The organism is Methylocystis iwaonis, from assembly GCF_027925385.1.
Taxonomy (GTDB): Bacteria; Pseudomonadota; Alphaproteobacteria; order Rhizobiales; family Beijerinckiaceae; genus Methylocystis; species Methylocystis iwaonis.
On sequence record NZ_AP027142.1, the window covers coordinates 1126838 to 1150108 of the forward strand.

Below are 23271 nucleotides of genomic sequence, written 5' to 3' on the forward strand. Positions count from 1 at the left end.
GCGCCTTTCGTAAATCAGGCGGCCCGGCGGGGCGGCGTCTTGGTGAGAAGGCCGCACAGGCGCCCGAGCGTCTCGCGCATCTCCTGGCGCGCCACCACCATGTCGACCATGCCGTGATCGCGCAAATATTCGGCGCGCTGGAAGCCTTCGGGGAGCTTCTCGCGGATGGTCTGCTCGATGACGCGGGCGCCGGCGAAGCCGATGATGGCGCCGGGCTCGGCGATCTGCACGTCGCCGAGCATGGCGTAGGAGGCGGTGACGCCGCCCGTCGTCGGATTGGTGAGCACGACGATATAGGGCAGGCGCGCGTCGCGCAGGCGCTGCACGGCGATGGTCGTGCGCGGCATCTGCATCAGCGAGAACATGCCTTCCTGCATGCGGGCGCCGCCGGAGGCGGTGAAGATGATGAAAGGCGTGCGCTTGGCGAGCGCATGCTCGATGCCCGCGACGATCGCCTCGCCGGCGGCCATGCCGAGCGAGCCGCCGAGGAAGTCGAAATCCTGCACGGCGGCGGTGACCTGCGATCCGTTGAGCTTGCCGGTCGCGAGCGTCACGGCGTCCGGCGCGCCGGTCTTGACGCGATATTCCTTCAGCTTGTCGACATAGCGCTTGATGTCGCGAAACTTTAAGGGGTCAATCGGCGCTTCCGGAGTCGGCAGCAGCTCCAATTCGCCATTGTCGAAGAGGTTGGTCAAGCGCACGTCGACCGGGCAGCGCATGTGATAGCCCGAACTCGGCACGACATAGAGATTGGCCTCGATGTCCTTATGGAAGACGAGCTGGCCGCTCTCGGGGCATTTGACCCAAAGATTTTCCGGCGCCTCGCGTTTGATGAGGGCTTTGATCTTCGGCGGAACGACGTTGGAATACCAGTTCATGCCCAAAGCCTCTTGAGCCAGGAAAATACGCCGCCGTTTTTGGCCGGGGCCCCGCCGGCCGGCGCCCGCGCGCTCCGCACGCCGGCCGCGATGCTCACGACGAGCGAGGTTACGGCCTCGACGCTCTTTTCAGTCGCCTTGCCGCCCTCGTCCAGCGACTCCTTCAACGCGTCGACCAGCGCCGAGCCAACCACGACGCCGTCCGCATAGCGGGCGATCTCGGCGGCGTTTTGAGTGTTTTTGACGCCGAAGCCCACCGCGATCGGCAGCTTCGTATGTCCCTTGATCCGTTTCACGGCCTCGCTCACGCCGGCGTAATCCGCGAGCGCCGCGCCGGTGATGCCGGTCAGCGACACATAATAGACGAAGCCTGAGGTGTTTGCGAGCACCTTGGGCAAGCGCTTGTCGTCGGTCGTGGGGGTGGCGAGGCGGATAAAGTTCAGCCCCGCGTTGCGCGCCGGGATGCACAGCTCGGCGTCTTCCTCCGGGGGCAGATCGACGACGATCAGGCCGTCCACGCCTGCCGCCTTGGCGTCGGCGAGGAATTTATCGACGCCATAGACATAGATCGGATTGTAATAGCCCATCAGCACGATGGGGGTGGCGTTGTCCCCGGCGCGGAAATCCTTGACGAGCTGCAGCGTCCCTTTCACGGTCATGCCGGCCTTGAGCGCCCTGAGCCCCGCGGCCTGGATCGCCGGGCCGTCGGCCATGGGGTCGGTGAAGGGCATGCCCAGCTCGATGACGTCGGCGCCGGCGGCGGGCAGCGCCTTGAGGATGTCGAGCGAGGTCACGGGGCCAGGGTCGCCCGCCATCACGAAAGTCACGAGAGCGGCGCGCCCTTCGGATTTCAGGGCGGCGAAACGGTCGTCGATACGGGTGGACATATTGGCGGCGATCTCTCGGTTCCCCCCTTCTCCTGAGGGAGAAGGCGCCGCGCGGAGGCGCGGCCGATGCGGGCTCTCACCGGCCCCCGCTCACGCTGGGGCCACTCTCTCCCGCAAGCGGGAGAGGAGAGAGCGTGGGTGCTGATTATTCCGTGGCCAGCGTTCCGTCCACCCTCTTTATGAATCCGGGTGGGCGGCGCGATACGCATTGGCGCGCTTTGGGGCGCGCGTGACGCGTGCGGATCAGAGAAAACCGCGCGTCGGGGGCGGGCTCGTGTCTCGGTCGGAGAGGAAATCCGCCGGCGCTTCGGTTTCCGCCGCGAGCGCAAAGAAGTCGTCCCAATTAGCCGGGCGTTTCAAAGGCATGGCGTCGCCTGCCTCTTCGTTCCGGCGGACGAAGGCTTCCTCCCTCTCCGGGAAGTGTCTGGCTTTCGTGGTCAGGGCGCCTCTCCGTTCGTCTCATACCATTTCCGTGTGAACAGCTCGGATCGGGCGCGTGTCATTCCCGGCGGGCTGGAAGCCTGGTTTTGCCCAGCGCCCGTCATTGCGAGCGAAGCGAAGCAATCCAGGGCGGCGATGCGGCCCTGGATCGCTTCGTCGGCTCCGCCGCCTCGCAATGACGGCGGTGTTTCCCCGTGTGTCCAAACGGCGCGAGCGTCGGGATGACGCCGAACCACTCCAGCGGATCTCGTCTCAGATCGTCACCTGCGCCCCAAGCTCCACCACGCGATCCGACGGGATCGAGAAGAAGTTTGTGGCGTTCGCCGATTGCTTGGTGAGCGCGACATAGAGCTTGTCCTGCCAGGGCGGCATCTCAGAGGACGGGCTTTCTTTGATTGTCCGCCGGCCGAGGAAGAAGCTCGTGGTCATGATGTCATATTTGTAGCCGGCCTTGCGCATCAGGGCGAGCGCCGCGGGCACGCGCGGGCTTTCCATGAAGCCGAAATGCAGTATGGCCAGGTCGAAATCGTTCGAGATTTTCGTTAGCTCGAAGCGCTTGTGCGGCGGCACGCGCGGGCAGTTTTCCGTGCGCACGCACAGGATCAGCACGCGCTCGTGCAGCACTTTGTTGTGCTTGATATTGTGCATGAGCGCGGTCGGCGCGACATTGGGGTCGTTGGTAAGGAAGATCGCCGTGCCCGGCGCGCGCATCGGCTTCGATTTCTCGAGCATCGGGATAAGCTCGGTCAGCGGAATCGAGTCGCGGTGAGTCTTTTCGGTGAGCAGCCGCGTGCCGCGCACCCATGTCCACATCACGATCATCGAACAGGCGCCGAGCGCCAGAGGCACCCAACCGCCCTCGACGATCTTGAGGAGATTGGCGGCGAGGAAGGCGAGATCGACGGTGAGAAAGGAGGCGATCGCGCCGACGCTCAACCACAGCGGCCATTTCCACTCGCGCCAGACGACGATGAAGGCGAGGCTGGTCGTCACCACCATCGTGCCCGTGACCGCAATGCCATAGGCCGAGGCGAGCGCCGAGGAGCTGCGGAAGACGATGACGAGCAGCAGCACGCCCAGCAGCAACAGCCGGTTGACGCGCCCGATATAGATCTGCCCCTCCTGCGCTTCCGAGGTGTGGGTGATTTCGAGGCGCGGCAGCAGGCCGAGCTGGATCGCCTGACGCACGATCGAAAATGCGCCGGTGATCACCGCCTGGCTGGCGATGATGGTCGCGACCGTCGAGAGCAGAACGAGCGGCAGCAGCGCCCAATCGGGCGCGAGCAGGAAGAAGGGATTACTGACCGCTTCCGGATTCGACAGAATGAGCGCGCCCTGGCCGAGATAGTTCAGCAGCAGCGCCGGCAGCACGAAGCCGAGCCAGGCGGCCTGAATGGGAAAGCGCCCGAAATGGCCCATATCGGCATAGAGCGCCTCGGCGCCGGTCACGCCCAGAAACACCGAGCCGAGGATCGCGAAGCCGAGCCAGCCATGGTTGAGCAGGAAGCTCACGCCGCTGCGCGGATCGAAGGCCCAAAGCACCTGCGGCGCGTCGCCGATATGCATGGCGCCCAGCGCGCCAATGGCGGCGAAAAAGACGACCATGATCGGGCCGAAGAGCGTCGCGACGCGCGCCGTGCCATGGCTCTGCACCCAGAACAGGGTGATGAGGATGAACAGCGTAATCGGCAGCACATAATCGCTGAAGCGATGGGTGACGAGCTCGAGACCCTCGACCGCCGACAGAACCGAGATGGCCGGGGTGATGATGGCGTCGCCCGAGAAGAGCGCCGCGCCGGCGACGCCTAATAGGAAGATCGCGAGCGAACGCCCGCCGACGGAGGATTCGGCGAGCGCCATCAGCGACAGCGTGCCGCCTTCGCCGCGGTTGTCGGCGCGCATCAGGAAGAGGACGTATTTCAGCGTGACCGTGAAGACGAGCGCGAGAATGAGGAGCGAGATCGCGCCGATCACCGCCTCCTGGGTCAACGCGTCGGCCTTCACGCTATGCGAGAGCGACTCGCGCAAGGCGTAGAGCGGGCTCGTTCCGATGTCGCCGTAAACGACGCCGATGGAGCCCAGGATCAGCGCGGCGGTCGATTGTTTCGCGTGCTCGGCGCCTTCTGCGCCGGCGGACTCGGATGCGCCCGCGCCGATCTGCATATGCTTGGTCATTTACCGTCTCCGATAAAAAAGCGGATCAGATGGTTAATTGCGCGCCGAGCTCCACGACCCGGTCGGACGGAATGGAGAAGAAGTCCGTGGCGTTCGCGGACTGTTTTGTCAAAGTGACGTAAAGCTTGTCTTGCCAGGCCGGCATTTCGGAGGCGGGGCTTTCCTTGATCGTGCGTCGGCCAAGGAAGAAGCTCGTCGTCATGATGTCATATTTGAAACCCGCCTTGCGCATGGCGGCGAGCGCCGCGGGGACGCGCGGGCTTTCCATGAAGCCGAAATGCAGGATCGCTTTGGAGAAGTCTTCCGAGAGGCTCGTCAGCTCGTAGCGTTTTTCGGGCGCAACGCGCGGGCGGTTTTCGGTCTTGACGGAAATGATCAGCACGCGCTCGTGCAGCACTTTGTTGTGCTTCAGATTATGCAGAAGCGCAGCCGGCGCGACATTGGGGTCGCTCGTCAGAAAGACCGCCATGCCGGGAACGCGCGTGGGCTTAGACTTCTGCATCATGGAGACGAGATCCATGATGGGAATGGAGTCGCGGCTCGTTTTCTCGGCGAGGAGGCGCGTGCCGCGCACCCAGGTCCACATCACGATCATGGCGCAGGCGGCGAGGGCGAGCGGCGCCCAGCCGCCTTCGGCGACCTTCAGAAGATTGGCGGCGAGGAAGGTCAGATCAACCGTGAGGAAGGCGGCGACGACGAGACCCGCAAGCCAGACCGGCCAGCCCCATTTTTTCCACACCACGACGAAAGCGAGGGCGGTGGTGACGACCATCGTGCCCGTCACCGCGATGCCGTAAGCGGAAGCAAGCGCCGAGGAGCCGCGAAACGCTACGACCAGCAGCAGCACGCCGACCAGAAGCAGGCGGTTCACCTTGCCGATATAAATCTGCCCTTCCTGCGTCGCGGAGGTATGGGTGATCTCGAGACGCGGCAGCAAGCCGAGCTGCACAGCTTGCCGCGAAATCGAAAATGCGCCGGTGATGACGGCCTGGCTTGCGATGACAGTCGCGACGGTCGAGAGGATGACGAGCGGCAATACTCCCCATTCCGGCGCCAGAAGGAAGAAGGGATTGCCGATCGCCTCGGGCCGCGACAGGATCAGCGCGCCTTGGCCGAGATAATTAAGCAGCAGAGCCGGCAGGATGAAAGTGAGCCAGGCCACGCGGATCGGCCGGCGCCCGAAGTGCCCCATGTCGGCGTAAAGCGCCTCGGCGCCGGTGACGCCCAGAAAAACCGAGCCGAGCACGGTAAAGCCGAGCCAGCCGTGCTTTGCAAAGAAGGCGACGCCGAGTGCGGGATTGAAGGCGTTCAGCACCTGCGGCGCGTCTTGAATATGGGTCGCCCCCAGCGCGCCGATGGTCACGAAGAAAATCATCATCACCGGGCCGAAAAGCGCCGCGACCCGCGCCGTGCCGTGGCTCTGCGCCCAGAACAAAGTCACCAGGATGAAGACGGTCGCGGGGATCACAAAATCGCTGAAGCGATGGGTGACAAGCTCCAGTCCCTCGATCGCAGACATCACGGAAATCGCCGGCGTGATAATCGCGTCGCCGGAAAAGAGAGCCGCGCCGGCCACGCCCAGAAGAAACACGAAAAGCGACTTTCCACCGATCGACGATTCCGCCAGCGCCATGAGCGAGAGCGTGCCGCCTTCGCCGCGGTTGTCCGCCCGCATCAGAAAGACGACGTATTTGATGGTGACCGTGAAGATCAGCGCGAAAATCAACAGCGAGAGGGCGCCGATGACGGCTTCTTCGGTTAAGAGGTCGGCCTGCACGACATGCGCGAGCGACTCGCGCAAGGCATAAAGCGGGCTGGTGCCGATGTCGCCGTAAACGACGCCGATCGAGCCGAGGATAAGGCCGATGAGCCCGCCTCGGGGCTGTTCATGCGCGTAATCCGCCGGGGCCTCTTTCGGCGCGCCGGGAGGCTGTTGGGTCGGCGGGGCCGTTCGTATTTCCGCGCCCGATTGTTGCGTCATGAAACGTCCCTTCGGGAAAGCGGATATAGCGCGCAGCGCGCCGCGCCGGGAGTGGCTCGACCACGAGCTTCAAACAAACGCAACCTCGGCCCTCTCAGCGCGAGAGGTCTCTCCCTCCCGCGAAGGGCGCCGCGATATACGCCCTTTTGTGGTCGAAGAGAAGGCTTAGTTTTGCGCTGCGAAAACCCCCTTGCGGGGGGAGGCGCCGGCGCGCAATTTGATGTGGACAAAAGAGGATCGTCGATGAAAGACAAGCATGGCCCGGGCTTCGCCGCCGCCGCCGGATCGGTGTCCGCCCACACGATCCATACGGATTCCGCGGGTCTGGAGACCGGCCTCACGACGCTTCCCGGCGGCGCCCCCGCTTATTTCGCGAGGCCCCAGGTCGGCGAAAGCCTGCCGGTTGTTCTCGTCGCCGAGGAGATATTCGGCCTGCACGAGCATATTCGCGACGTCGCGCGCCGCCTCGCCAAGCTCGGCTTTTTTGCCATCGCGCCGGACTACCTCGCCCGCTATGGCGACCCGATGGCGGCGCCTGACATCGACGCGCTTCGCGCGATCGCCGCCAAGGTTCCCGACACTGAAGCGATGGCGATCTTCGACGAAGCGCTGGCTTTCGCCACGGGCAAGGGCGCCGATGCGGCGCGCGCCGCCGTCATAGGCTTTTGCTGGGGCGGGCGCATCGCCTGGCTCTACGCCGCGCATAATCGGGCGCTTTCGGCTTGCGTTCCCTGGTACGGGCGCCTCGATGGATCGCATACCGCCGTGCAGCCGCGCTGGCCGATCGATATTGCCGGCGAGATCGATGTTCCGACGCTCGGGCTTTATGGCGGCGACGATCCGTCCATCCCGCGCGACGTCATCGCGCAAATGCAGGACAGGCTCGCAGCGGCCGGCGCGCCCGCGGAGATTATCGTCTACGACGACGCGCCGCATGGCTTTTTTGCCGACTATCGGCCGAGCTATCGCGAGAGGGAAGCGCATGACGCCTGGGGGCGCATGCGCGCCTTTTTGCGGGCGCAGGGCGTCGGCTAGCTGACATGGGCGCGCATTGCGCTGAGCCATTTTCGCCTTGCGGGCGGGTTCGCAATCCGGCAATTAAGACGTTTGACGCGAATTGGGTCGCGCGAGCGGCAACACGCGACGAAGCTTATCGCGGGAGCAGGAATTTGGCAGGGACCGTTCGGCCCGCTTATGCGGGCCCAGGTCTGGGGGCGGCTGGCCATGCGGCGCGGGCGCAGGCGGCGTTGACGGCTGACCCGGCCGGCGACGATCACGCGGCGCATGGCAACGGCCACACCTATGCCGCGCTCGATCTCGGCACCAATAATTGCCGCCTACTGATCGCCCGGCCCGAGCGGCGCGCCCGCCGGCGCGCCAATGAATTTCTGCGGATCATCGACGCCTTCTCGCGCATCGTGCGCCTCGGCGAGGGCCTGGGCCGCGCCGGCCGCATCAGCGAGGCCGCCATTGAGCGCACCATCGTCGCGCTGGAAATCTGCCGCGACAAGATGGAGGCCCGCGGCGTCACCCGCGCGCGGCTCGTCGCCACCCAGGCCTGCCGCGGCGCCGCCAATGGCGATGAATTCGTCGCGCGGGTGCGCGAGCGCACCGGCCTCGAGCTGGAGGTGATCGACCGGGAGACGGAGGCGCGCTTCGCCGCGCGCGGCTGCGGCTCGCTCGCCGATCCGCAGGCCGCGAGCGTGCTGCTCTTCGATATCGGCGGGGGATCGACCGAGCTCGTCTGGCTCACCCGCGCGCCGGCCGGCGCCGAGGGCCGCGAGCTGCATAGCTGGACGTCGCTGGAGCTCGGCGTCGTCACGCTCGCCGAACATTTCGGCGGCCGGGTGGTCGACGCGGCGACATTCGCGGCGATGAAAAATTACGCGGTGGACGCGCTGGCGCATTTCGTGCGCGAGACCGCCGAGGTGCGGCGTTGCTCGCGCTTCCATCTGCTCGGCACCTCGGGCACCGTCACCACCCTCGCCGGCGTGCATCTCGGGCTCGAGCGCTACGACCGCTGGCGGGTCGACGGGCTGTGGATGACCGACGCCGAGGCCACCAGGGCCATAGACCGCCTGCGCGGCATGGATTTCGAGGCGCGTGTGGCGAATGGCTGCATCGGCCCGCAGCGCGCCGATCTCGTGCTCGCCGGCTGCGCGATTTTCGAGGCGATCCGCGAGATGTTCCCGGCCGCGCGCACCCGCATCGCCGACCGTGGCCTGCGCGAGGGCATGCTTTTGGAGCTGATGGAGGCGGATGGGGCGCTGTGAGCGTCTCGACGGGTCGCGGCTCAGCCGTCACAATGTAGCCAAGATGATTCGCCCCGCGAGCGCCCGCCTGTATGACCGATGAATTGAACCAGCCCCTCGGACGGGAAGCGCCGCGGCCCGCGAAGCGGGAGCCGCGGCGTCCGCTCGCTTTTGCGATTGGCGCGTTGGCGGCGGCGGGCGTGGGCGCGCTTTACTTCCTCCCCCGCGATCCCTTCGGCGGCGAACCCTACGCCATCGCCAGGATCGAGCCCTATAAACCGCCGGAGACCGCGCCCGCCCTGCCGCCGGCTCAGCCGCAGACCGCCGCCGTCGAGCAGACGCAGGGGCAACTCCCGGACGACTCCGGGATCAGCGAGATCGAGCAGCTTTCCGGCGTCAAGGTCACCCGCCCTGGCGGCGAGGGGTCGACCGCCCGCATCATCCGGGTCGAGCCCGCCTCCGGGGTGCGGCTCACGCCGGCGCCGGACCGCCGCGTGACCGAAAAAGGGCCCTACGGCCTGCTGCCCAAGATCGGCGCCGACGGCGCGCGGCCGATGGACGTCTATTCCCGCCCCTTCGTCACGGCGACGACAATCAAGCCCGGCGCCCCGCGCATTGCGCTCGTCGTCGGCGGCGTGGGGCTCAACGCCCAATCGTCGCTGGAGGCGATCGACCAGCTACCCGAGGGCGTGACGCTCGCCTTCGCGCCCTATGGCGCCAATCTCGACCGGCTCGTCGCCCAGGCGCGCGCGCGCGGCCATGAGGCTTTGCTGCAGGCGCCCATGGAGCCCTTCGACTATCCGCAGAATAACCCCGGTCCCCATACGCTCGTCACCAGCGCGCAGGATGGCGGCCTCGACGATCTGCGTTGGCTGATGAGCCGTTTCACGGGTTATGCGGGCGTGATGAATCATCTCGGCGGTCGCTTCATGGCGGATGAGACGGCGCTCTACGGCGCCTTGAGCGAAATGGCGCAGCGCGGCTTGTTTTTCCTGGACGACGGCGCCTCGGCGCAATCGCTTGCCGGAAAGCTCGCGCCCAAGCTGTCGCTGCCCAACGCCAAGGTCGACGTCGTCATCGACCAGCGCAATACATTGCAATCCATGGACGCGGCTTTATCGCAGCTCGAAACGGCGGCGCGCGACAAGGGCGCGGCCATCGGCTTCGCCAGCGCCACGCCCGCGGCGATCGCGCGCGTCGCGCGTTTCGCGCGGGATCTGGAGCGGCGCGGCATTGCGCTGGCGCCGGTCTCCGCCGTGCTGTCGCAGAAAATTTCGAATGGAGCCGCCGCAAACATGGGCCCAATCAGATGATCACGCCCGACAACCGCTACCGCCCCTGCGTCGGCGTGACGCTCATCAACGCCGAGGGGCTCGTCTTCATCGGCCATCGCAAGGCAAAGGGGACCTTCGATCAGACGACGGAGCCCTATCTCTGGCAGATGCCGCAGGGCGGCATAGATGCAGGCGAAACGCCCTATGAGGCGGCGCTGCGCGAGCTGCAGGAGGAGACAAACGTCGCGAGCGTCGAGTTCCTCGCCGAGGCGCCGCTGTGGCTCTCCTACGATCTGCCGCCCGAGGCCAATAAGCGCTGGAGCGGCAAATATATCGGCCAGACCCAGCGCTGGTTCGCGCTGCGCTTTGTCGGGTCCGAGAGCGAGATCGACATTCACGCGCCGGGCGGCGGCAAGCACAAGCCGGAATTCGACGACTGGCGCTGGGAGAAGCTGTCGAGGCTTCCCGATTTGATCGTGCCGTTCAAGCGGCAAGTCTATTTGGATGTCGTGGAGGCGTTCAGGCCATTTGCGGCGGCGTAACATGAGATCCGCTTGATTGGCTCACCGTCATTCCCGACGCTCGCAAAGCGAGCGATCGGGAATCCAGAGCAATATCATCGCTATTGCGGCTCTGGATTCCCGGTCGGGCTTTCAGCCCGCCGGGAATGACAAGGACCCCATGCGAGCTGTTTAACGGAAACGGAATGAGCGGCGCTTCCGAAGCAATTATCAGCCTCTATCAGCGACACGCGCACGCTTGGGCGAAGAAGCGGGGGCGTGGAGTTCGACAGCTCATGGAGGCGCACTGGCTCGATCGTTTTATCGGTCTCATGCCGCGCCAGCCTGCCGTTCTCGACATCGGTTGCGGGTCTGGCGAGCCGATGAGCCGCTATTTGGTCGAGCGCGGCTGCGCAGTAACCGGGATAGATTCTTCGCCCGAAATGATCGCTTTGTGTAAAGGCGCGTTGCCCTGCCAAAGTTGGCGGGTGGCCGACATGCGGTCCCTGTCGCTGTCCGTGCGTTTTGACGGACTTCTCGCATGGGACAGCTTCTTCCACCTGTGTCCTGAAGACCAAAGAAAGATGTTCCCCATCTTTCGCGACCACGCTTCGCCCCGCGCCGCCTTGATGTTCACATCGGGGCCCAGCCACGGCGTCGCAATCGGAGAATTCGAAGGCGAACCTCTGTATCACGCGAGCCTGGACGTCGATGAATACCGCACTCTGCTCGACGAGAATGGATTTGCGGTCGTCGCGCATGTGGTCGAGGACGAGGCCTGTGGGCGTCATACAATTTGGCTCGCGCAGTTTATTTAGCGAGGCAGGCTCGGAAGGCGCTGCTGCTAGGACGTTGCGTTACACGAGGCCGAACACTTGTTTGATTTTCATATCAGGTGTCTCCTGTCCCGATCTGTAATCCATTATTCTGCGGCGATAGCTGTTTGTGTAATAATGCAAGTGTATCAAAACGCCATATCTGTCATCGAGCTCCATTTTCGAGATGATAAATCCGGCTTTCAGCTTAGGAATTATGACGTCGTTATTTGTGGCGCAATGCCTGGAATAAACCAGTTGGAATCCCGCTTTCGAAAGGCGCTCAATGTTGTGAGCGATCAAGGCGCTATAAATTCCTTTCCGCCGATGTCTTTCAAGAACGGCGGAACTGACCATGTAGAAGGTCGACGCATTCTCCTGCTTCCCCCAGCTCCAACCGACAAATTCATTATCGATGTCGAAAACACCGAGGTAGAGCTTGTAGGGCGCGCCCAGATTCTCCTCTAGCTCTTTAATTCGCTGTTGTTCGGCGTCAGTTAGAACATGCTGCATGTCATAGCTGTGGACGCCCGCGAACATCGAAAATTTGTGTTTGTCGAAGAGTGGCTCGAACTCTTCCTCGCTCAGCTCCCGTATTGAATACGATTCATCCATATCTGTTTCCGAAAGCATTTTGAGTGCACGCCGCGTAATTCGACGAAAATAGCGCCGGGCGTTCAAAACGCAATCTGCACCCCGCCGGTGGCGCTATGAATGGCGGCGCTGCTCGCGACCATGCCGTCATAACGAACAAAAATATTCGCGCTATCCACTGGCAGGCTCAAACGCGCGCCGACTGCCGCCGAATCGCGCGGCCAACGCGCGCCATTGACGATGAAGTTCGAACCCATCGCGCCCTGGAAATTCGCCAGAACGCTGCGACGGACGTCCGCATAATCATGCATCCAGCCGGCCCGCGCCGAAAAGCTCAAGGGCTTTGCGAGCCGCAGCGGCAAATCATAAGTCAGCTCGGCGCCGAGCGTGCTTTGGGCGGATGCTGCTGTTCGACCGTAGACGTTGAGGTTGATGGCGCCCGCGCCGTTCTCGGCGAAGCTGTTTTGCGCGGCCATAATGCCTTGCAACGACGCGAAGGGGGTCGCGCTGATCTGCTCGCTGAATGGGAGGCGATACCCCGCCTCGAGGCGCGACAGGAAAACATTGTCATACACATTCGCCGAAGCGCCGCGGGTAACGCCGGGAAAGGCGATGTTACGTCCCGCGCCGAAACGATTGTAGGAATAGCCGAGCGCGCCGTCGACATAGAAACGCCCAGCCGCGTAACCGGCGTATGAGATGACAGCGAAACTATCCAGCCCGCCGCTTCCCGAAGCGCCATTCAGGCCGAACGAGCTGCGCATATAGCTCAAGGCGACGCCCGCCAGAAGTTCGGGCGTCAGGCGATAGTCCGCGCCCACAGAGACGCCGCCGCCACTGAAGCTGACGCCGTGCAAGTCGCCATTGCCGTAGATCGCGCCGCCGCCGCCCAAACCGCTGATCCAGGTCCGCAGCCCTCCGGCGCCGGTGGCCCGGGCCAAATGGGTCTGGGCGCGCACCGCGTCGAGAAACATCCGCGACACGCCGATCGAGACCGACGGCAAATCCGCGTAAACCTCGCCGTCGAGTTGAGTAAGGGCGGAGCGCAGCGCTGCGGGATCGCCGAAATTTAAGAGGTCGAGCGCATTGTAGATCGAGTCCATGTCGCTGAACAAAGGCGGCGGCAGCGCGTGATCGAGCGCGAAGGCGACCGCTCCGGCGTTCCCGGCGCCGGCGCGCGGCACATAGGCGAGCGCATATGCGCCGATCGGCTGGCCATTGACGAAACTGCTGGCGGACAGGAACACCGGCTGAGAGCCCGGCCCGCATCCGGGAACCGCGCTTTTGCCAATGATGAATTCCTGCAGGGCGCCGCCGCGTCCCCAGACGCCAACCGGGCTCGCAGGAGGTTGTGCATCGAGAATTGGCCCCGCCGTTCCAACGAGAAGGCAGGTGCCAGCGGGCACCTGCACGATCGCTTCCATCGTAGGCGTGCCGGGCAGCGCAAGCACGTCCCTTACCTGCTCCGGGGTCAATCCGCGCACCATGTTGGAGCCGGCGATGAAGTTTCCGAGGATGCTGTTTCCTGAATAGAAACGCACATATTGCGTCGGGGCGGTGGTCAGGACGACGACTGCCGGCGACGATGTCGAATTGGTGTAAGAGAGCGTCGACGGCGTGACGAGCGGGTTCACGATCGGCGGGTTGCTGTTGAGCAAATATTGATTGGCGTCGAAGCCGTTCGAGATCGAGGGCGATCCGATCATGCCGACGCAGGCCTTGGTCGTTCTGCAGAACGCCTGTCCCAGCACGATCGGCCCTGTGACGATTTGGCCAGGCGGCAAAGACAATCCAGCGCTTTGCGCCGATGCTTGGCCCGCCACTCCGATTGCCAGGGCGCAGGAGCCGCAGAAGAGCAAATCGCGAAATAGGCGCATCGAGGCCCTCATAAACTCAGTTTGAATTTTATACAGTAATTATGGCTACAAATGTCTATTCCGCCTCGCGATTTACGCTCTCGGGGAGGGGCTCTGGAATTCTGCCTAAAAACTATCCGCAGAAATACGAGGGTGTCAATGCAACGCGCGGCTAATTCAAATGATTTATTGGACTTCGATGTGCATAAACTTGTAAGGCGTAGCTTGTGTTAGTTTAAATCTAACCGCCGACTGTCAGCTTAAGCTTGCAGCGATTTCTTGGTCTCCGCTACAGCGGGCCGTGACCAGCACACCTCAGCTTTCGCCGTTCACTTTCTTTGAAGCGGATTGTGCGGCGGATATTGCTGCGGCGACTGCATTTCGTGCTTGTGGGCTGTTCTTCCAGCATGTGCCGCCGACCAGCAATGAAGCCTGCTCACAGATCGCTCGCGCATCCTGTTCTGCAAGCTTTCGCAGCGTGTGGATTCCAAGTTGCTCGAAGCGCTCGACAACCGTCGGGCCAATCCCTTTGACCTCGAGCAACACATCCCTTTCAGCGGGGAAAAACCGTTTCACACTCATTTGCGCTCTCCCGATTAAAAAATGGAACAATGATGTAGCCGGATTAGCTGCTGGCGCCGCCGTAATCCAGGCTGCGGCTCGCCATCGTGCGATCGTATAACTCGAGCCTCACGCGCACCGAAGCCCCTCGCCTTGAGGAGGCCGCAAAGCGGCCGTCTCGAAAGGCGAGGGGCTTGCGCCGGCTTTACATCAATGCGGCGTGAAGCGCGTTTCGATGAAATAGCTGTAGCCGATCTCCGATCCGAAACGCACGAAGACGGAATCGAGATTGAGGAGACGCGTGTCCGTCAGCGGCACATCCTTCACGACGCGCGAGTTGATCGTCACCTGCACCTGGTCGGCGATCGGATTGCCGGGGTGGAAGGCGTAGAGCGTATAGGTGACGGGCGCTGTCGTGCTGGAGAAGACATTCGTCGCGAAGAGCTTCAGCCCCGTGAGATCGAAGGTCTTGCCGGGCAGCTTGAAATAGCCGCCGATGCGATTGGCGATATAGAGACCTCTGCTGCTGGTCTTCACGTCCCAGCCATTCGGCAGCAGCGTGCCATTGGCGTAGACGACGAGGCCGGTCGTATCCTTGGCGGCGCAGTCGGGGCAGCCCGAGACCGGCGCTGCGGTGAAGGTCGCCGTGTCGGCCAAGGCGCGCGCGGGCGCTACAGCGAGAACGGCGAGGCAGGCGTAAGCAATCAGTTTTCTGGCGTGAATATTCGTCTTCATGTGAGCTCCATCCGGCCGAGTCTTGCTTGTTTGACTCGACGCGGAGCGGAAGCTAGGTCGCATATATGTTGGGAATGAGTCTTTTAGCGTAACTCTATGGATTCTTAGGATTATCGCTTTGGAACTACCTTTTTGCCTCGCTTGTTCTCGGCCTGCGACAAGTAGAGGCGACGACCCGCTCCTCTCCCCGCTTGCGCAGGGCTGTCCGGGGAAATCATAGGGCCGCGAGCTGGAGCTGCAGACTAGAGAAGTCTCGGCCGGGCTTGGGCCTGATTGGCGGCTTGTCGATAAGCGCGATCGGCCGGCGGTCGAAGAGGAAGCGGCCGACGAGCTCGGCGAAACGCAGTGCCGCCATGTCGATCTTGTGGACGCAGGCGGCGATGCGCAGCAGGGTGAAGGCGATCATCGCGGCGAAGAGCTGCAGGCGCACGGCGTTTTCGGCCTCGCCGATGAAGCTCTTGATGTTGAGATGCTGCTTGATCCAACGGAACAGCAGCTCGATTGCCCAGCGGCCCTTGTAGAGCGCGGCGATTTCCGCGGCCGGGCGGCGCATGTCGTTGACGATGAGGACGATGCGGCCTTTGGCCTCGTCTCTTTCCACGGTGATGCGCCGCAGCGGCATGGGCAGCTTGGAATCGCCTTTGCTGGCCAGCGCCACCTCCTCGTCGGCGATCACGGCGAAGCCGTCGCCCCGCGCGCTTTCGGGGTCGAGCGGGCGGGCGGCGATCGCCCGGAAGCGGGCGTTCGCCTTCGGCCGGGTGACGAAGAAAGCGCCTTGCGCGGCGATCTCGGTCCACCAGCGATAGTCGCAATAGCCTTTGTCGAAGACATAAGCGGCGCCCGGCTCGATATCGGTTTTCTTGCCGATCTCTATGTCGTTCACATTGGCGGGCGTGACTTCCGCGCGAAGGGGCCGATTGGCGCGCGGGTCATGGACCACGTGCATTTTGAGGCCGTGAGTGCGGCCGTTGGAGCGGGCGTAATCGAGGAATTTGCTCAAAGGGATGGGCGTCGAATCGATGAGGCGGATCATGTCCGCGCCCTCCCGGCGCGTATGACGGTCGAGCGCGCCGGAGAGCATGGCGAAGAGATCGGCGAAGACGGCGACGGGCCGGCGGGCGTTGGCGTCGGAAAGGGTCGTGCGCGCGAGCCGCCGCGTCCCGAGGTGATAATGCGCGCGCGCGTCGGCGTTGAAGGCGGGAACGAGGGCGCGCAGGCTGGAGACCCCGGCAAGCTGGGCGTAGATGAGCGCGACGAGGTGATCCCAGCTCTTGAAGGATTTGTCGTAGGCGTCGCCGCCATGCCGCTCGACGATCTGCTTGAAGGCGCGCCGATCGACCGGCTTGAGCAGTTGGGCGAATACAGTAGAGTGCACGGGCATGTCCGGTCCTTTTTTCCAGTCTCGACAACCGGAAAATACCCGACAACCGTCGGGAAAACCGGGCATGCGCCCGCGACCTTTCGACTCATTCCCCGGACAGCCCTGCCGCTTGCGGGGAGAGGGGCAGAGCGCGGCCTTCCTCGCGCACTTGGGATCAAGTGTGTGGGGGGCGTTTCAGTGATGAGGACGATGCACGATGTCACACGCTCGACCGAAGAGCACCGCCCCCGCCTATGCCTGCCGCACCAGCCGCGCCGCGAAAAAACCGTCGATCCCCGCGAGCCGGGCGTCGTCATTCGGCCAAAAGCTTGGCACAGTGCGCAGATCGCCGTCGCGATTGATGAATTCGGCTGGTATGCCCTCGGCCGTCGTCACCGGCTCGCGACGGAAATCCGGGTTGCGGCGCAGGAAGGCCGCGATCTGCTGCTCGCCTTCCTCGGGTTCGAGCGAACAGGTGCAATAAACCAGCCGCCCGCCCGCTTTCGTCAGCAGCGCCGCGCGGGCCAGCATCTTGGCCTGCAAGGCGGCGAGCGTCTCTATGTCGCCGGGCTTTTTCGTCCAGGGCACATCCGGGTGGCGACGTGACGTGCCGGTCGCGGAGCAGGGCGCGTCGATGAGAATGGCGTCGAAAGGCTGCGCCTGATAGCCGGTGGCGTCGGCCACCGCGACATCGGCGTGGAGGTCGAGGCGCGAGAGATTGGCGGTCAGAAGCTTCAGCCGCTCGGCAGAACGGTCCAGCGCAACCACATGGGCGCGGGTGAGAGCGAGCTGCGCGGTCTTGCCGCCGGGCGCCGCGCACATGTCGAGCACGCGTTCGTCCGGCTTCGTCGCCAGCAGCCGCGCCGGCAGCGCGGCGGCGGCGTCCTGCACCCACCATTCGCCGTCGCTGTAGCCGTCGAGCTCTGTGATCGGCGTGCGGGTCTTGAGCCGCACCGAGCCTGTTGGCAGAACGACGCCGTCGAGGCGCTCGGCCCATCCTTGCGGATCAGACTTTACCGAAACGTCGAGCGGCGGCTCCTGCATATGCATGGCGATGATCGCCTGCGCGCCCGCCTCGCCATAGGCCTTGCGCCAGCGCTGCGCGAGCCAGGGCGGCGCGTCATGCTCGCCGCTCGCCGCGAGCGCCAGGAACTCGTCGCGCCGACGCACGAGATTGCGCAGCACGCCGTTCACCACGCCGGAATAGGCGCCGGTCTTGGGTTCGAGCTTGGTCGCGCGCACGGCGAGGTCGATCGCCGCATGGTCGGCTGCCTCCAGAAAGAGAAGCTGGGCGGCGGCGGCGATCAACGTATATTCGAGCCGCCCGGCCTGACGCGGCAGCCCTTTTTCGAGAAGCTCGCCCAGCGCATGGCGGATGACGCCCAGCCGGCGGAGCGAGACGGTGGCGATGGAGCGCGTCAGCGCCACGTCGCGCGGCTCGAGGCCCGCGAGGCGATTAGGCACGGCCTGGGGCGAAAAACATTCGTCCAGCCGGTGGCCGCCCTGAATGACGTCGCCGATGATGCTGGCGGCGGCGAGACGCGCGGGGAGACCGGGGGTCCTTGCCGCCTCGGCCTCGCGGGCCGCCTCGGCCGGCACGAATCCCTGGCGTGAGGAGTAGCGCGATGGTTTCGACCGCCCGAATGATCTACTGTCGCTCAAACGGTCTCTCCGCTGCCCCGCTTCGCGAATCATAGCACATGGGGCGGTCGAGGGGCGAGACGCTCAGGAGCCGGATATGTCTCAAGCCGAAGGGACGGGTGGCGACGCCAAGCCTGCCCAAACAGCGGAGTCTGCCCGAAAAATAGCGGATCTGCCGTCCGCCGCGCAGCGCGCGCTGGCCGAAGCGCAGGCGCGTAGAAACGCCGCAGCCGCTGACGCGACCGCTCCCGAGGAGCGCGGCGGCCGGGGCGGTCTCGATCCGGCGCGATATGGCGACTGGGAGGTCAAAGGGGTGGCGAGCGATTTTTAAGTCGCGCTACGCCGCAACGGCCTCGCGCGCCTCTCTCTTGATCCGCTCCACCATCGAGCGCAGTCCATTGGCGCGCTGGGGCGTCAGATGCTCGGCGAGCCCGAGCTGCTTGAACAGCGGCGCGGCGTCGGTGTCGATGATTTCCTGCGCGGGGCGCCCCGAATAGAGCGCCAGCACCAGCGCCACGAGGCCGCGTACGATATGGGCGTCGCTGTCGCCGCGGAAGGTGAGCGTCGGCGCGCCAGCGGCGTCTTCGCCGGGCGTCGTCTCCAGCCACACCTGGCTGGCGCAGCCGCGCACTTTGTTGTCGTCCGTATAGGCTTCCTTCGGCAGCGGCTCGAGCGTGCGGCCGAGCTCGATGAGATAGCGGTAGCGATCCTCCCACTCGTCGAGCATCTCGAAATTACCGATGATGTCGTCTATAACCATGGCTGTTTCCTTCTCAGGCTATTCTAAACGAAACGCGCGCCCTTTTCATGCTTTTGGCGAGCCCTTAAGTTTGCGCCTGTCACACGCGCGGGTCCGCCCCGCTTTTACGGAGATGCATATGAGCCTCACGTCCCGGTGGCGCGCCCTCGTCGTCGCGATTGTCGCCGCCCTCTCGCTTTCGGGCTGCGGCTACAACACGATCCCGACACTCGAGGAAAACGCCAAAGCCAAGTGGTCGGAGGTGCAATCCCAGTACCAACGCCGCGCCGACCTCATCCCGAACCTCGTCGCCACCGTGCAGGGCTACGCCAAGCAAGAGAAGGACGTGCTCACCTCCGTCGTCGAGGCGCGCGCCAAGGCGACCTCGGTGAAGATCGACGCTTCGACCCTCACCGACCCGGAGAAAATGAAGCAATTCCAGGACGCGCAGGCGCAATTGACCGGCGCGCTGGGACGGCTGTTGGCGGTGAGCGAAGCCTATCCGGACCTCAAATCCAACCAGAACTTCCTGGCGCTGCAGTCGCAGCTCGAAGGCACGGAAAACCGCATCAATGTGGCGCGGCGCGACTACATCGAGGCGGTGCGCGAGTTCAACCTCTCGCTGCGCACCTTCCCGACGCTACTTTGGGCCAAGACCTTCTTCGCGGGGACGAAGCCCATGGCGGAATTCTCTGCAAGCGAAGCGGCCCAGCAGCCGCCACAAGTGAAATTCTAACGGAGCAACGATGGAGCCGCGCCAGCCCGATGAGCTGTCCGCGCTTTGCGCCCGCGGCGACGCCATGTGGGCGCATATGCGACAGGAGGCGGAGGATGCGCTGCGCCTTGATCCGGCGCTGGCGCCGCTCTTCATCGGCGAGCTTCTGAACCGCCACAGTCTCGAAGAGGCGGTGATCCATCGCGTCAGTGGCCGGCTCGGGGCCTCGGCGCTGGACGCCGCCGCCATCGCCGACGCCTTTCTCGCGGCGCTGGAGGGCGAGCCCGAGCTCGGCGAGGCTTTCCGTCTGGATGCGGCGGCCTATGTCGAGCGCGATCCCGCCTGCCGCCGGCTGATCGAGCCTTTGCTCTATTTCAAAGGCTATCACGCGATTCAGGCGTCGCGCCTGGCCCATGCGCTGTGGCGGGCGGGCAAACGCGACTTCGCCTTCTATATCCAGAGCCGGACCTCCGACGCGCTCGCCGCCGACATTCATCCGGCGGCGCGCTTCGGCAAGGGCGTCTTTCTCGATCACGCCACCGGCTTCGTGGTCGGCGAGACGGCGGTGGTCGAGGATGAGGTCTCCATCCTCCATGGCGTGACGCTCGGCGGCACCGGCAAGGTCGCCGGCGACCGGCATCCCAAGGTCAGGCGCGGCGTCATGATCGGCGCGGACGCGAAGATTCTCGGCAATATCGAGATCGGCGCCTGTTCGCGCATCTCGGCCGGCTCGGTCGTGCTGCATCCCGTGCCGCCGAATTCCATCGTGGCGGGCGCGCCGGCGAAGGTTGTCGGCGTTGAGCCCCGAGCGTTGCCGGCGCGGGACATGGACCAGCTCCTGCGCGGCTTGGCCTATGATTCCTTCGATTATGTGATCTGAAGGCGCCGATGAAATCGCCCGTCGCTCTGCTCGCCCGGGGCTTGATCCAACTCTATCGCGTGACCTTCTCGGCCTTTGCCGGAAGAAGCTGCCGTTATGCGCCGACCTGCTCGGAATATGCGGACGAAGCCATTGCGCGCCATGGCCTCTGGGCCGGCGGCTGGATGGGCTTCGCGCGCATCTGCCGTTGCCGGCCGGGCGGGGGCGAGGGGTTCGACCCCGTTCCCCAAAAATTGCCGGAAAACGCCGGCCCGCTCACGCCCTGGCGCTACGCCCGCTGGCGCGGGCCGTTCCGCTGCGATGAGGTCGAAGAAGAGTAGCGCCTCCCTACGACTTCGCCATCAGCTCCAGCGCCAGCCCATAAATCCGCGAGCGCGGGGCCTCGGGCAAGGTCCGCAAGACTTCGAGATAGGTTTGTCCTGCGGCGCACATTTTGGCGTCTTCCAGCGGCGGGTCGGGCATTTTGCCGTCGAGCAGCGCTTCGATCTCCGGCTTGGCGAGGCCGCGCGCGGCGAGCGCCGTCTCCAGCGCCTTGAAGTCGGCTTCGGTCGGTTGCTCGCGGGCGATGTTCTTGGCCTGGCCGTCGACCATGGCCTCCAGGCTCGCGCTCGCCATATCGGCTACGAGCGGGCGCCGCGAGGCGGCAAAACGCTGGAAATCGAGATTATTCGCGCCGTAAAGGAAAGCGACGCATAATTTTTTGTCCTCGCGCGCGATCGCCTGCAGAACAGCGAGCTGCTTGGCGAACACGCGCGACATGGCCTCGGGCTCGGCTTTGGCGGCGAGCGCGCCACGCGACTGACGCAGGCGGCGCATCGCCTCGGACAGATAATAATCGGCGCCCTGATCGGCCTTCGTCTCCGAGAGACGCGACGCGAAGCCGCCGATCGTTCCCTCATAGTCCTGGGGGAATTTCTCGCGCAGCCGCGCGAAAAAACGCCCATATTCCGGCGCGGAGGCGATGGTGGTCTCGACGGTTTGCCGTGGGCTCGGCTTTTCGGAAGGGGCCGTTGTCGCGCTCAGCGCGCCCCGCGCAGGCGGCGGCGACAGAGCCATCATCGTCAGGCCGACGCCGAGCGCGACGGCGACGACAGCGGCGGCGGCAAGGGCCAGAATTCGTTCGATCATCATCGCAAGCCCTGGGCGCGGCGGAAAGACGCTCGCAATTTAAGCAAAACGAGGCTGTGTGAAAAGCGCTTCCCACGCGCGCGCTCTGTGGCCGGGCGACGGACGTCCGCGTCGCAGGAGCCATATTCGAGGCCTTTTCACGATGGAGGAGAGGAAAACAATCCTTCAGCCGATCGCCCCATGCCCGCAAGCCGGGCGCTCTCCGCGCGATGCGCCACGAGCAAAGCGATATGGCGGTTGAGATCATAGGTCCAATGGCCGCGCCTGGCGCGCTCTTTTCGTAACGCCTGCTCGATTTCACGGAGCACGGCGCGCGCCGCCTCAGGCGTTTCGCTGAGGATCGTGTCTCGCGAAAGCCGATGAAAACGCGCGAGCGCGTCGAGCCGGTCGTAACCGGCGAGACTGGCCCCGAGCGCGGCCTCGACGGCAGGGCGGGCTTGGGCTCTCAGGCGCCTGATGGCGATGGATCTGGCGTCTGACTTGGCGGGGGCTGGATGGGCGATGGGCATGGCTTGCTCCTCCTTTGCGGTGAGCATGACCGGCGGCGCGCCCCTGGGGATAGATTTTTTTCCTTGAATAGGATTTTTTTCAGAACTAGCCTGATCGACGTCGATTAGGAGGTCTCATGCCCAACGCCTTTTCCAAACGAAAGCTGTTTCCCCCCATCCCCGGCTTGAGCATTGCGGCCGCCGCGGCGGCGTCGGGCGTCCCTGCCGCTTCCTTGGCGGCGCCGGATCGCGGCCGGGCGAGGATTGCCCGGGCGCGCCAATATGCGGTCTATCTGCACCATGTGGCTTTGGGCGCGAGCCTTTCCGCTTGCGCGCGGCAATTCCGGCGCGATCGCGCCACCATGCGGCACGCCTGCGCGGTGATCGAAAATCTCAGAGACGCGCCGCGCTTCGACGTCGCGGCGGCGCGAATGGAGCGCGCGGTCGCGGCGCAGCGCGACATGGTTCTGGCGTTGCTCGCGGACTGTGAAGGAGCGCCGCAATGAGCAAGAGCGACCGCAAAAATGAGGCGTCGACCCGAATGCTGCGGCGTTTCCTGCAGGCGCTGGACGAGCCCCAAGCCCATGCGGCGCCGAGTGGCCTCGACGATGGCGCGCTTGTCGTGGCGGCGCCGCGGAACGGGATCACCGTCGTGCGCGCGCGCCTGCCGGAGGCGACGGGCAAGGCCGCCTTGGCCGAAGGGCTCGTTGTCGACAGCGGGGCAGGGCGGCTGCGCCTCAACGACTCTGGCCGCGCCTATTTGCGCCGGCTGGCCGTGGCCGAGCCGGCGCTCGATCCGTTCCGCGCTCAGCATGGGGAAATCGAGAAACGTCCGGGGCCGCAAGGCGAAAGGCCGACGCTCGTCAACGAGGCCGAAAGCCCGCTCGCCTGGCTCGCAAGGCGCAAGGGCGCAAACGGCAAGCCTTTTCTGGATCGTACGCAAGTGGACGCCGGCGAACGCTTCCGGCGCGACATCGAGCAGGCGCAAATCCTCCAGCGCGTCACCGCCAATTGGGAGGTTTCTGGCGCCGGCGCGCGGCGCGGCGCCGACGCCGGCGTCGTGGTGACGGAGATCGCCATGGACGCCCGCAGTCGTCTCGCGCGCGCCTATGACGCCGTCGGCCCGGAGCTCGCCGGCCTTCTCACCGACGTCTGCGGCTATCTCAAGGGGCTCGAAACCGTCGAAAGCGAACGCGGCTGGCCGGCCCGCTCCGGCAAGGTCGTCTTGAAAATCGCGCTCGACCGTCTAGCCCAGCATTACGGCATCGCCAGCGCGGCCGTCGGGCCGGCGCGGGCGAGAGGGACGTTGCATTGGGGGGCGGAGGATTACCGGCCGACAATGTGAGGCCTATGGCCTTCCGATGCTTCGCG

The 23271-nt window shown here is 64.7% G+C and carries 25 protein-coding genes; 11 read left to right on the plus strand and 14 right to left on the minus strand.

Features of this window, described 5'->3' with window-relative positions; translation table 11 throughout:
* Positions 1-14: 14 nt before the first annotated feature.
* The 5 genes from accD to QMG84_RS05395 form a co-directional block, all read right to left on the minus strand.
* A complete protein-coding gene (accD, locus tag QMG84_RS05375) occupies positions 15-878 on the minus strand; it encodes an acetyl-CoA carboxylase, carboxyltransferase subunit beta (RefSeq protein WP_281930989.1) in 864 nt (287 codons plus the stop codon).
* Complete coding sequence (trpA, locus tag QMG84_RS05380) at positions 875-1765, minus strand: tryptophan synthase subunit alpha (protein WP_281930992.1); 891 nt, start codon at positions 1763-1765, stop codon at positions 875-877. Before trpA ends, accD begins: the two co-directional genes overlap by 4 nt.
* 243 nt (positions 1766-2008) lie before the next feature.
* A complete protein-coding gene (locus tag QMG84_RS05385) occupies positions 2009-2131 on the minus strand; it encodes an AbrB/MazE/SpoVT family DNA-binding domain-containing protein (protein ID WP_281930993.1) in 123 nt (40 codons plus the stop codon).
* A gap of 327 nt (positions 2132-2458) precedes the next feature.
* Positions 2459-4381, minus strand: coding sequence for a potassium transporter Kup (locus QMG84_RS05390; protein ID WP_281930995.1), 1923 nt, complete (start codon positions 4379-4381; stop codon positions 2459-2461).
* A gap of 25 nt (positions 4382-4406) precedes the next feature.
* The gene (locus QMG84_RS05395; RefSeq protein ID WP_281930997.1) at positions 4407-6362 is read right to left on the minus strand and encodes a potassium transporter Kup; all 1956 of its coding nucleotides are present in this window, start codon (positions 6360-6362) and stop codon (positions 4407-4409) included.
* Between the two features lie 243 nt (positions 6363-6605).
* Here QMG84_RS05395 and QMG84_RS05400 point away from each other — a divergent pair, with 243 nt between their 5' ends.
* The 5 genes from QMG84_RS05400 to QMG84_RS05420 all read left to right on the plus strand — a co-directional run bounded on the left by QMG84_RS05400 (position 6606) and on the right by QMG84_RS05420 (position 11206).
* Positions 6606-7397 (plus strand): dienelactone hydrolase family protein, encoded by a 792-nt coding sequence (locus QMG84_RS05400; RefSeq protein WP_281930999.1) that lies wholly within the window; start codon positions 6606-6608, stop codon positions 7395-7397.
* Between the two features lie 212 nt (positions 7398-7609).
* Positions 7610-8635 (plus strand): Ppx/GppA phosphatase family protein, encoded by a 1026-nt coding sequence (locus QMG84_RS05405; RefSeq protein WP_281931920.1) that lies wholly within the window; start codon positions 7610-7612, stop codon positions 8633-8635.
* Between the two features lie 71 nt (positions 8636-8706).
* A complete protein-coding gene (locus QMG84_RS05410; protein WP_281931001.1) occupies positions 8707-9927 on the plus strand; it encodes a divergent polysaccharide deacetylase family protein in 1221 nt (406 codons plus the stop codon).
* Positions 9924-10430: an RNA pyrophosphohydrolase gene (locus QMG84_RS05415; RefSeq protein WP_281931003.1), complete on the plus strand. Its 507-nt coding sequence runs from the start codon at positions 9924-9926 to the stop codon at positions 10428-10430. Before QMG84_RS05410 ends, QMG84_RS05415 begins: the two co-directional genes overlap by 4 nt.
* A 164-nt stretch (positions 10431-10594) precedes the next feature.
* The gene (locus QMG84_RS05420; protein WP_281931005.1) at positions 10595-11206 is read left to right on the plus strand and encodes a class I SAM-dependent methyltransferase; all 612 of its coding nucleotides are present in this window, start codon (positions 10595-10597) and stop codon (positions 11204-11206) included.
* A gap of 39 nt (positions 11207-11245) precedes the next feature.
* On the opposite strand, the gene QMG84_RS05425 is transcribed toward QMG84_RS05420, so the two are convergent.
* From QMG84_RS05425 to QMG84_RS05450, 6 genes are all read right to left on the minus strand, one after another.
* Complete coding sequence (locus QMG84_RS05425) at positions 11246-11818, minus strand: GNAT family N-acetyltransferase (RefSeq protein ID WP_281931006.1); 573 nt, start codon at positions 11816-11818, stop codon at positions 11246-11248.
* Positions 11819-11880: 62 nt separating this feature from the next.
* The gene (locus tag QMG84_RS05430) at positions 11881-13581 is read right to left on the minus strand and encodes an autotransporter outer membrane beta-barrel domain-containing protein (protein ID WP_281931007.1); all 1701 of its coding nucleotides are present in this window, start codon (positions 13579-13581) and stop codon (positions 11881-11883) included.
* Positions 13582-13968: 387 nt separating this feature from the next.
* The gene (locus QMG84_RS05435) at positions 13969-14235 is read right to left on the minus strand and encodes an ATP-dependent DNA helicase RecG (protein ID WP_281931008.1); all 267 of its coding nucleotides are present in this window, start codon (positions 14233-14235) and stop codon (positions 13969-13971) included.
* 189 nt (positions 14236-14424) lie between these two features.
* Positions 14425-14949 carry a hypothetical protein gene (locus QMG84_RS05440; RefSeq protein WP_281931009.1) on the minus strand — a complete coding sequence of 175 codons (525 nt, stop codon included), beginning with the start codon at positions 14947-14949 and terminating at the stop codon, positions 14425-14427.
* Between the two features lie 214 nt (positions 14950-15163).
* Positions 15164-16330: an IS4 family transposase gene (locus tag QMG84_RS05445; RefSeq protein WP_281927877.1), complete on the minus strand. Its 1167-nt coding sequence runs from the start codon at positions 16328-16330 to the stop codon at positions 15164-15166.
* A 231-nt stretch (positions 16331-16561) separates the two neighbouring features.
* Positions 16562-17971, minus strand: a complete 1410-nt coding sequence (locus tag QMG84_RS05450; RefSeq protein WP_281931011.1) for an RsmB/NOP family class I SAM-dependent RNA methyltransferase — start codon at positions 17969-17971, stop codon at positions 16562-16564.
* A 76-nt stretch (positions 17972-18047) separates the two neighbouring features.
* Between QMG84_RS05450 and QMG84_RS05455 the strand changes: the two genes are divergently transcribed.
* The gene (locus QMG84_RS05455; protein WP_281931013.1) at positions 18048-18281 is read left to right on the plus strand and encodes a DUF1674 domain-containing protein; all 234 of its coding nucleotides are present in this window, start codon (positions 18048-18050) and stop codon (positions 18279-18281) included.
* 6 nt (positions 18282-18287) lie between these two features.
* On the opposite strand, the gene QMG84_RS05460 is transcribed toward QMG84_RS05455, so the two are convergent.
* The gene (locus QMG84_RS05460) at positions 18288-18710 is read right to left on the minus strand and encodes a SufE family protein (protein WP_281931015.1); all 423 of its coding nucleotides are present in this window, start codon (positions 18708-18710) and stop codon (positions 18288-18290) included.
* 118 nt (positions 18711-18828) lie between these two features.
* Between QMG84_RS05460 and QMG84_RS05465 the strand changes: the two genes are divergently transcribed.
* From QMG84_RS05465 to yidD, 3 genes are read left to right on the plus strand one after another with little or no spacing between them, the layout of a single operon-like run.
* Entirely contained in the window at positions 18829-19425 is a 597-nt protein-coding gene (locus QMG84_RS05465) for a LemA family protein (RefSeq protein WP_202072260.1), read from the plus strand.
* Positions 19426-19435: 10 nt separating this feature from the next.
* Complete coding sequence (gene cysE, locus QMG84_RS05470; protein WP_281931017.1) at positions 19436-20284, plus strand: serine O-acetyltransferase; 849 nt, start codon at positions 19436-19438, stop codon at positions 20282-20284.
* Between the two features lie 8 nt (positions 20285-20292).
* Complete coding sequence (yidD, locus tag QMG84_RS05475; protein WP_281931019.1) at positions 20293-20604, plus strand: membrane protein insertion efficiency factor YidD; 312 nt, start codon at positions 20293-20295, stop codon at positions 20602-20604.
* A gap of 7 nt (positions 20605-20611) precedes the next feature.
* Here the strand turns inward: yidD and QMG84_RS05480 are convergent, their stop codons facing one another.
* Together QMG84_RS05480 and QMG84_RS05485 are read right to left on the minus strand one after the other, a co-directional pair.
* Positions 20612-21415, minus strand: a complete 804-nt coding sequence (locus QMG84_RS05480; protein ID WP_281931021.1) for a hypothetical protein — start codon at positions 21413-21415, stop codon at positions 20612-20614.
* 134 nt (positions 21416-21549) lie between these two features.
* A complete protein-coding gene (locus QMG84_RS05485; protein ID WP_281931023.1) occupies positions 21550-21921 on the minus strand; it encodes a DUF6477 family protein in 372 nt (123 codons plus the stop codon).
* A gap of 116 nt (positions 21922-22037) precedes the next feature.
* Here QMG84_RS05485 and QMG84_RS05490 point away from each other — a divergent pair, with 116 nt between their 5' ends.
* Entirely contained in the window at positions 22038-22406 is a 369-nt protein-coding gene (locus QMG84_RS05490) for a helix-turn-helix domain-containing protein (protein ID WP_281931025.1), read from the plus strand.
* Positions 22403-23245: a DUF6456 domain-containing protein gene (locus tag QMG84_RS05495; protein WP_281931027.1), complete on the plus strand. Its 843-nt coding sequence runs from the start codon at positions 22403-22405 to the stop codon at positions 23243-23245. The genes QMG84_RS05490 and QMG84_RS05495 overlap by 4 nt, the downstream gene beginning before the upstream one ends.
* Positions 23246-23271: the final 26 nt, after the last annotated feature.

Coding starts and splice junctions, on each gene's coding strand:
- QMG84_RS05445 (WP_281927877.1), bottom strand. CDS start 16,330: ATGCCCGTGCACTCTACTGTATTCGCCCAACTGCTCAAGCCGGTCGAT.
- QMG84_RS05490 (WP_281931025.1), top strand. CDS start 22,038: ATGCCCAACGCCTTTTCCAAACGAAAGCTGTTTCCCCCCATCCCCGGC.
- QMG84_RS05440 (WP_281931009.1), bottom strand. CDS start 14,949: ATGAAGACGAATATTCACGCCAGAAAACTGATTGCTTACGCCTGCCTC.
- QMG84_RS05415 (WP_281931003.1), top strand. CDS start 9,924: ATGATCACGCCCGACAACCGCTACCGCCCCTGCGTCGGCGTGACGCTC.
- QMG84_RS05420 (WP_281931005.1), top strand. CDS start 10,595: ATGAGCGGCGCTTCCGAAGCAATTATCAGCCTCTATCAGCGACACGCG.
- QMG84_RS05385 (WP_281930993.1), bottom strand. CDS start 2,131: ATGCCTTTGAAACGCCCGGCTAATTGGGACGACTTCTTTGCGCTCGCG.
- QMG84_RS05425 (WP_281931006.1), bottom strand. CDS start 11,818: ATGGATGAATCGTATTCAATACGGGAGCTGAGCGAGGAAGAGTTCGAG.
- accD (WP_281930989.1), bottom strand. CDS start 878: ATGAACTGGTATTCCAACGTCGTTCCGCCGAAGATCAAAGCCCTCATC.
- QMG84_RS05465 (WP_202072260.1), top strand. CDS start 18,829: ATGAGCCTCACGTCCCGGTGGCGCGCCCTCGTCGTCGCGATTGTCGCC.
- QMG84_RS05495 (WP_281931027.1), top strand. CDS start 22,403: ATGAGCAAGAGCGACCGCAAAAATGAGGCGTCGACCCGAATGCTGCGG.
- trpA (WP_281930992.1), bottom strand. CDS start 1,765: ATGTCCACCCGTATCGACGACCGTTTCGCCGCCCTGAAATCCGAAGGG.
- QMG84_RS05395 (WP_281930997.1), bottom strand. CDS start 6,362: ATGACGCAACAATCGGGCGCGGAAATACGAACGGCCCCGCCGACCCAA.
- QMG84_RS05455 (WP_281931013.1), top strand. CDS start 18,048: ATGTCTCAAGCCGAAGGGACGGGTGGCGACGCCAAGCCTGCCCAAACA.
- QMG84_RS05480 (WP_281931021.1), bottom strand. CDS start 21,415: ATGATGATCGAACGAATTCTGGCCCTTGCCGCCGCCGCTGTCGTCGCC.
- yidD (WP_281931019.1), top strand. CDS start 20,293: ATGAAATCGCCCGTCGCTCTGCTCGCCCGGGGCTTGATCCAACTCTAT.
- cysE (WP_281931017.1), top strand. CDS start 19,436: ATGGAGCCGCGCCAGCCCGATGAGCTGTCCGCGCTTTGCGCCCGCGGC.
- QMG84_RS05400 (WP_281930999.1), top strand. CDS start 6,606: ATGAAAGACAAGCATGGCCCGGGCTTCGCCGCCGCCGCCGGATCGGTG.
- QMG84_RS05410 (WP_281931001.1), top strand. CDS start 8,707: ATGACCGATGAATTGAACCAGCCCCTCGGACGGGAAGCGCCGCGGCCC.
- QMG84_RS05390 (WP_281930995.1), bottom strand. CDS start 4,381: ATGACCAAGCATATGCAGATCGGCGCGGGCGCATCCGAGTCCGCCGGC.
- QMG84_RS05460 (WP_281931015.1), bottom strand. CDS start 18,710: ATGGTTATAGACGACATCATCGGTAATTTCGAGATGCTCGACGAGTGG.
- QMG84_RS05435 (WP_281931008.1), bottom strand. CDS start 14,235: ATGAGTGTGAAACGGTTTTTCCCCGCTGAAAGGGATGTGTTGCTCGAG.
- QMG84_RS05485 (WP_281931023.1), bottom strand. CDS start 21,921: ATGCCCATCGCCCATCCAGCCCCCGCCAAGTCAGACGCCAGATCCATC.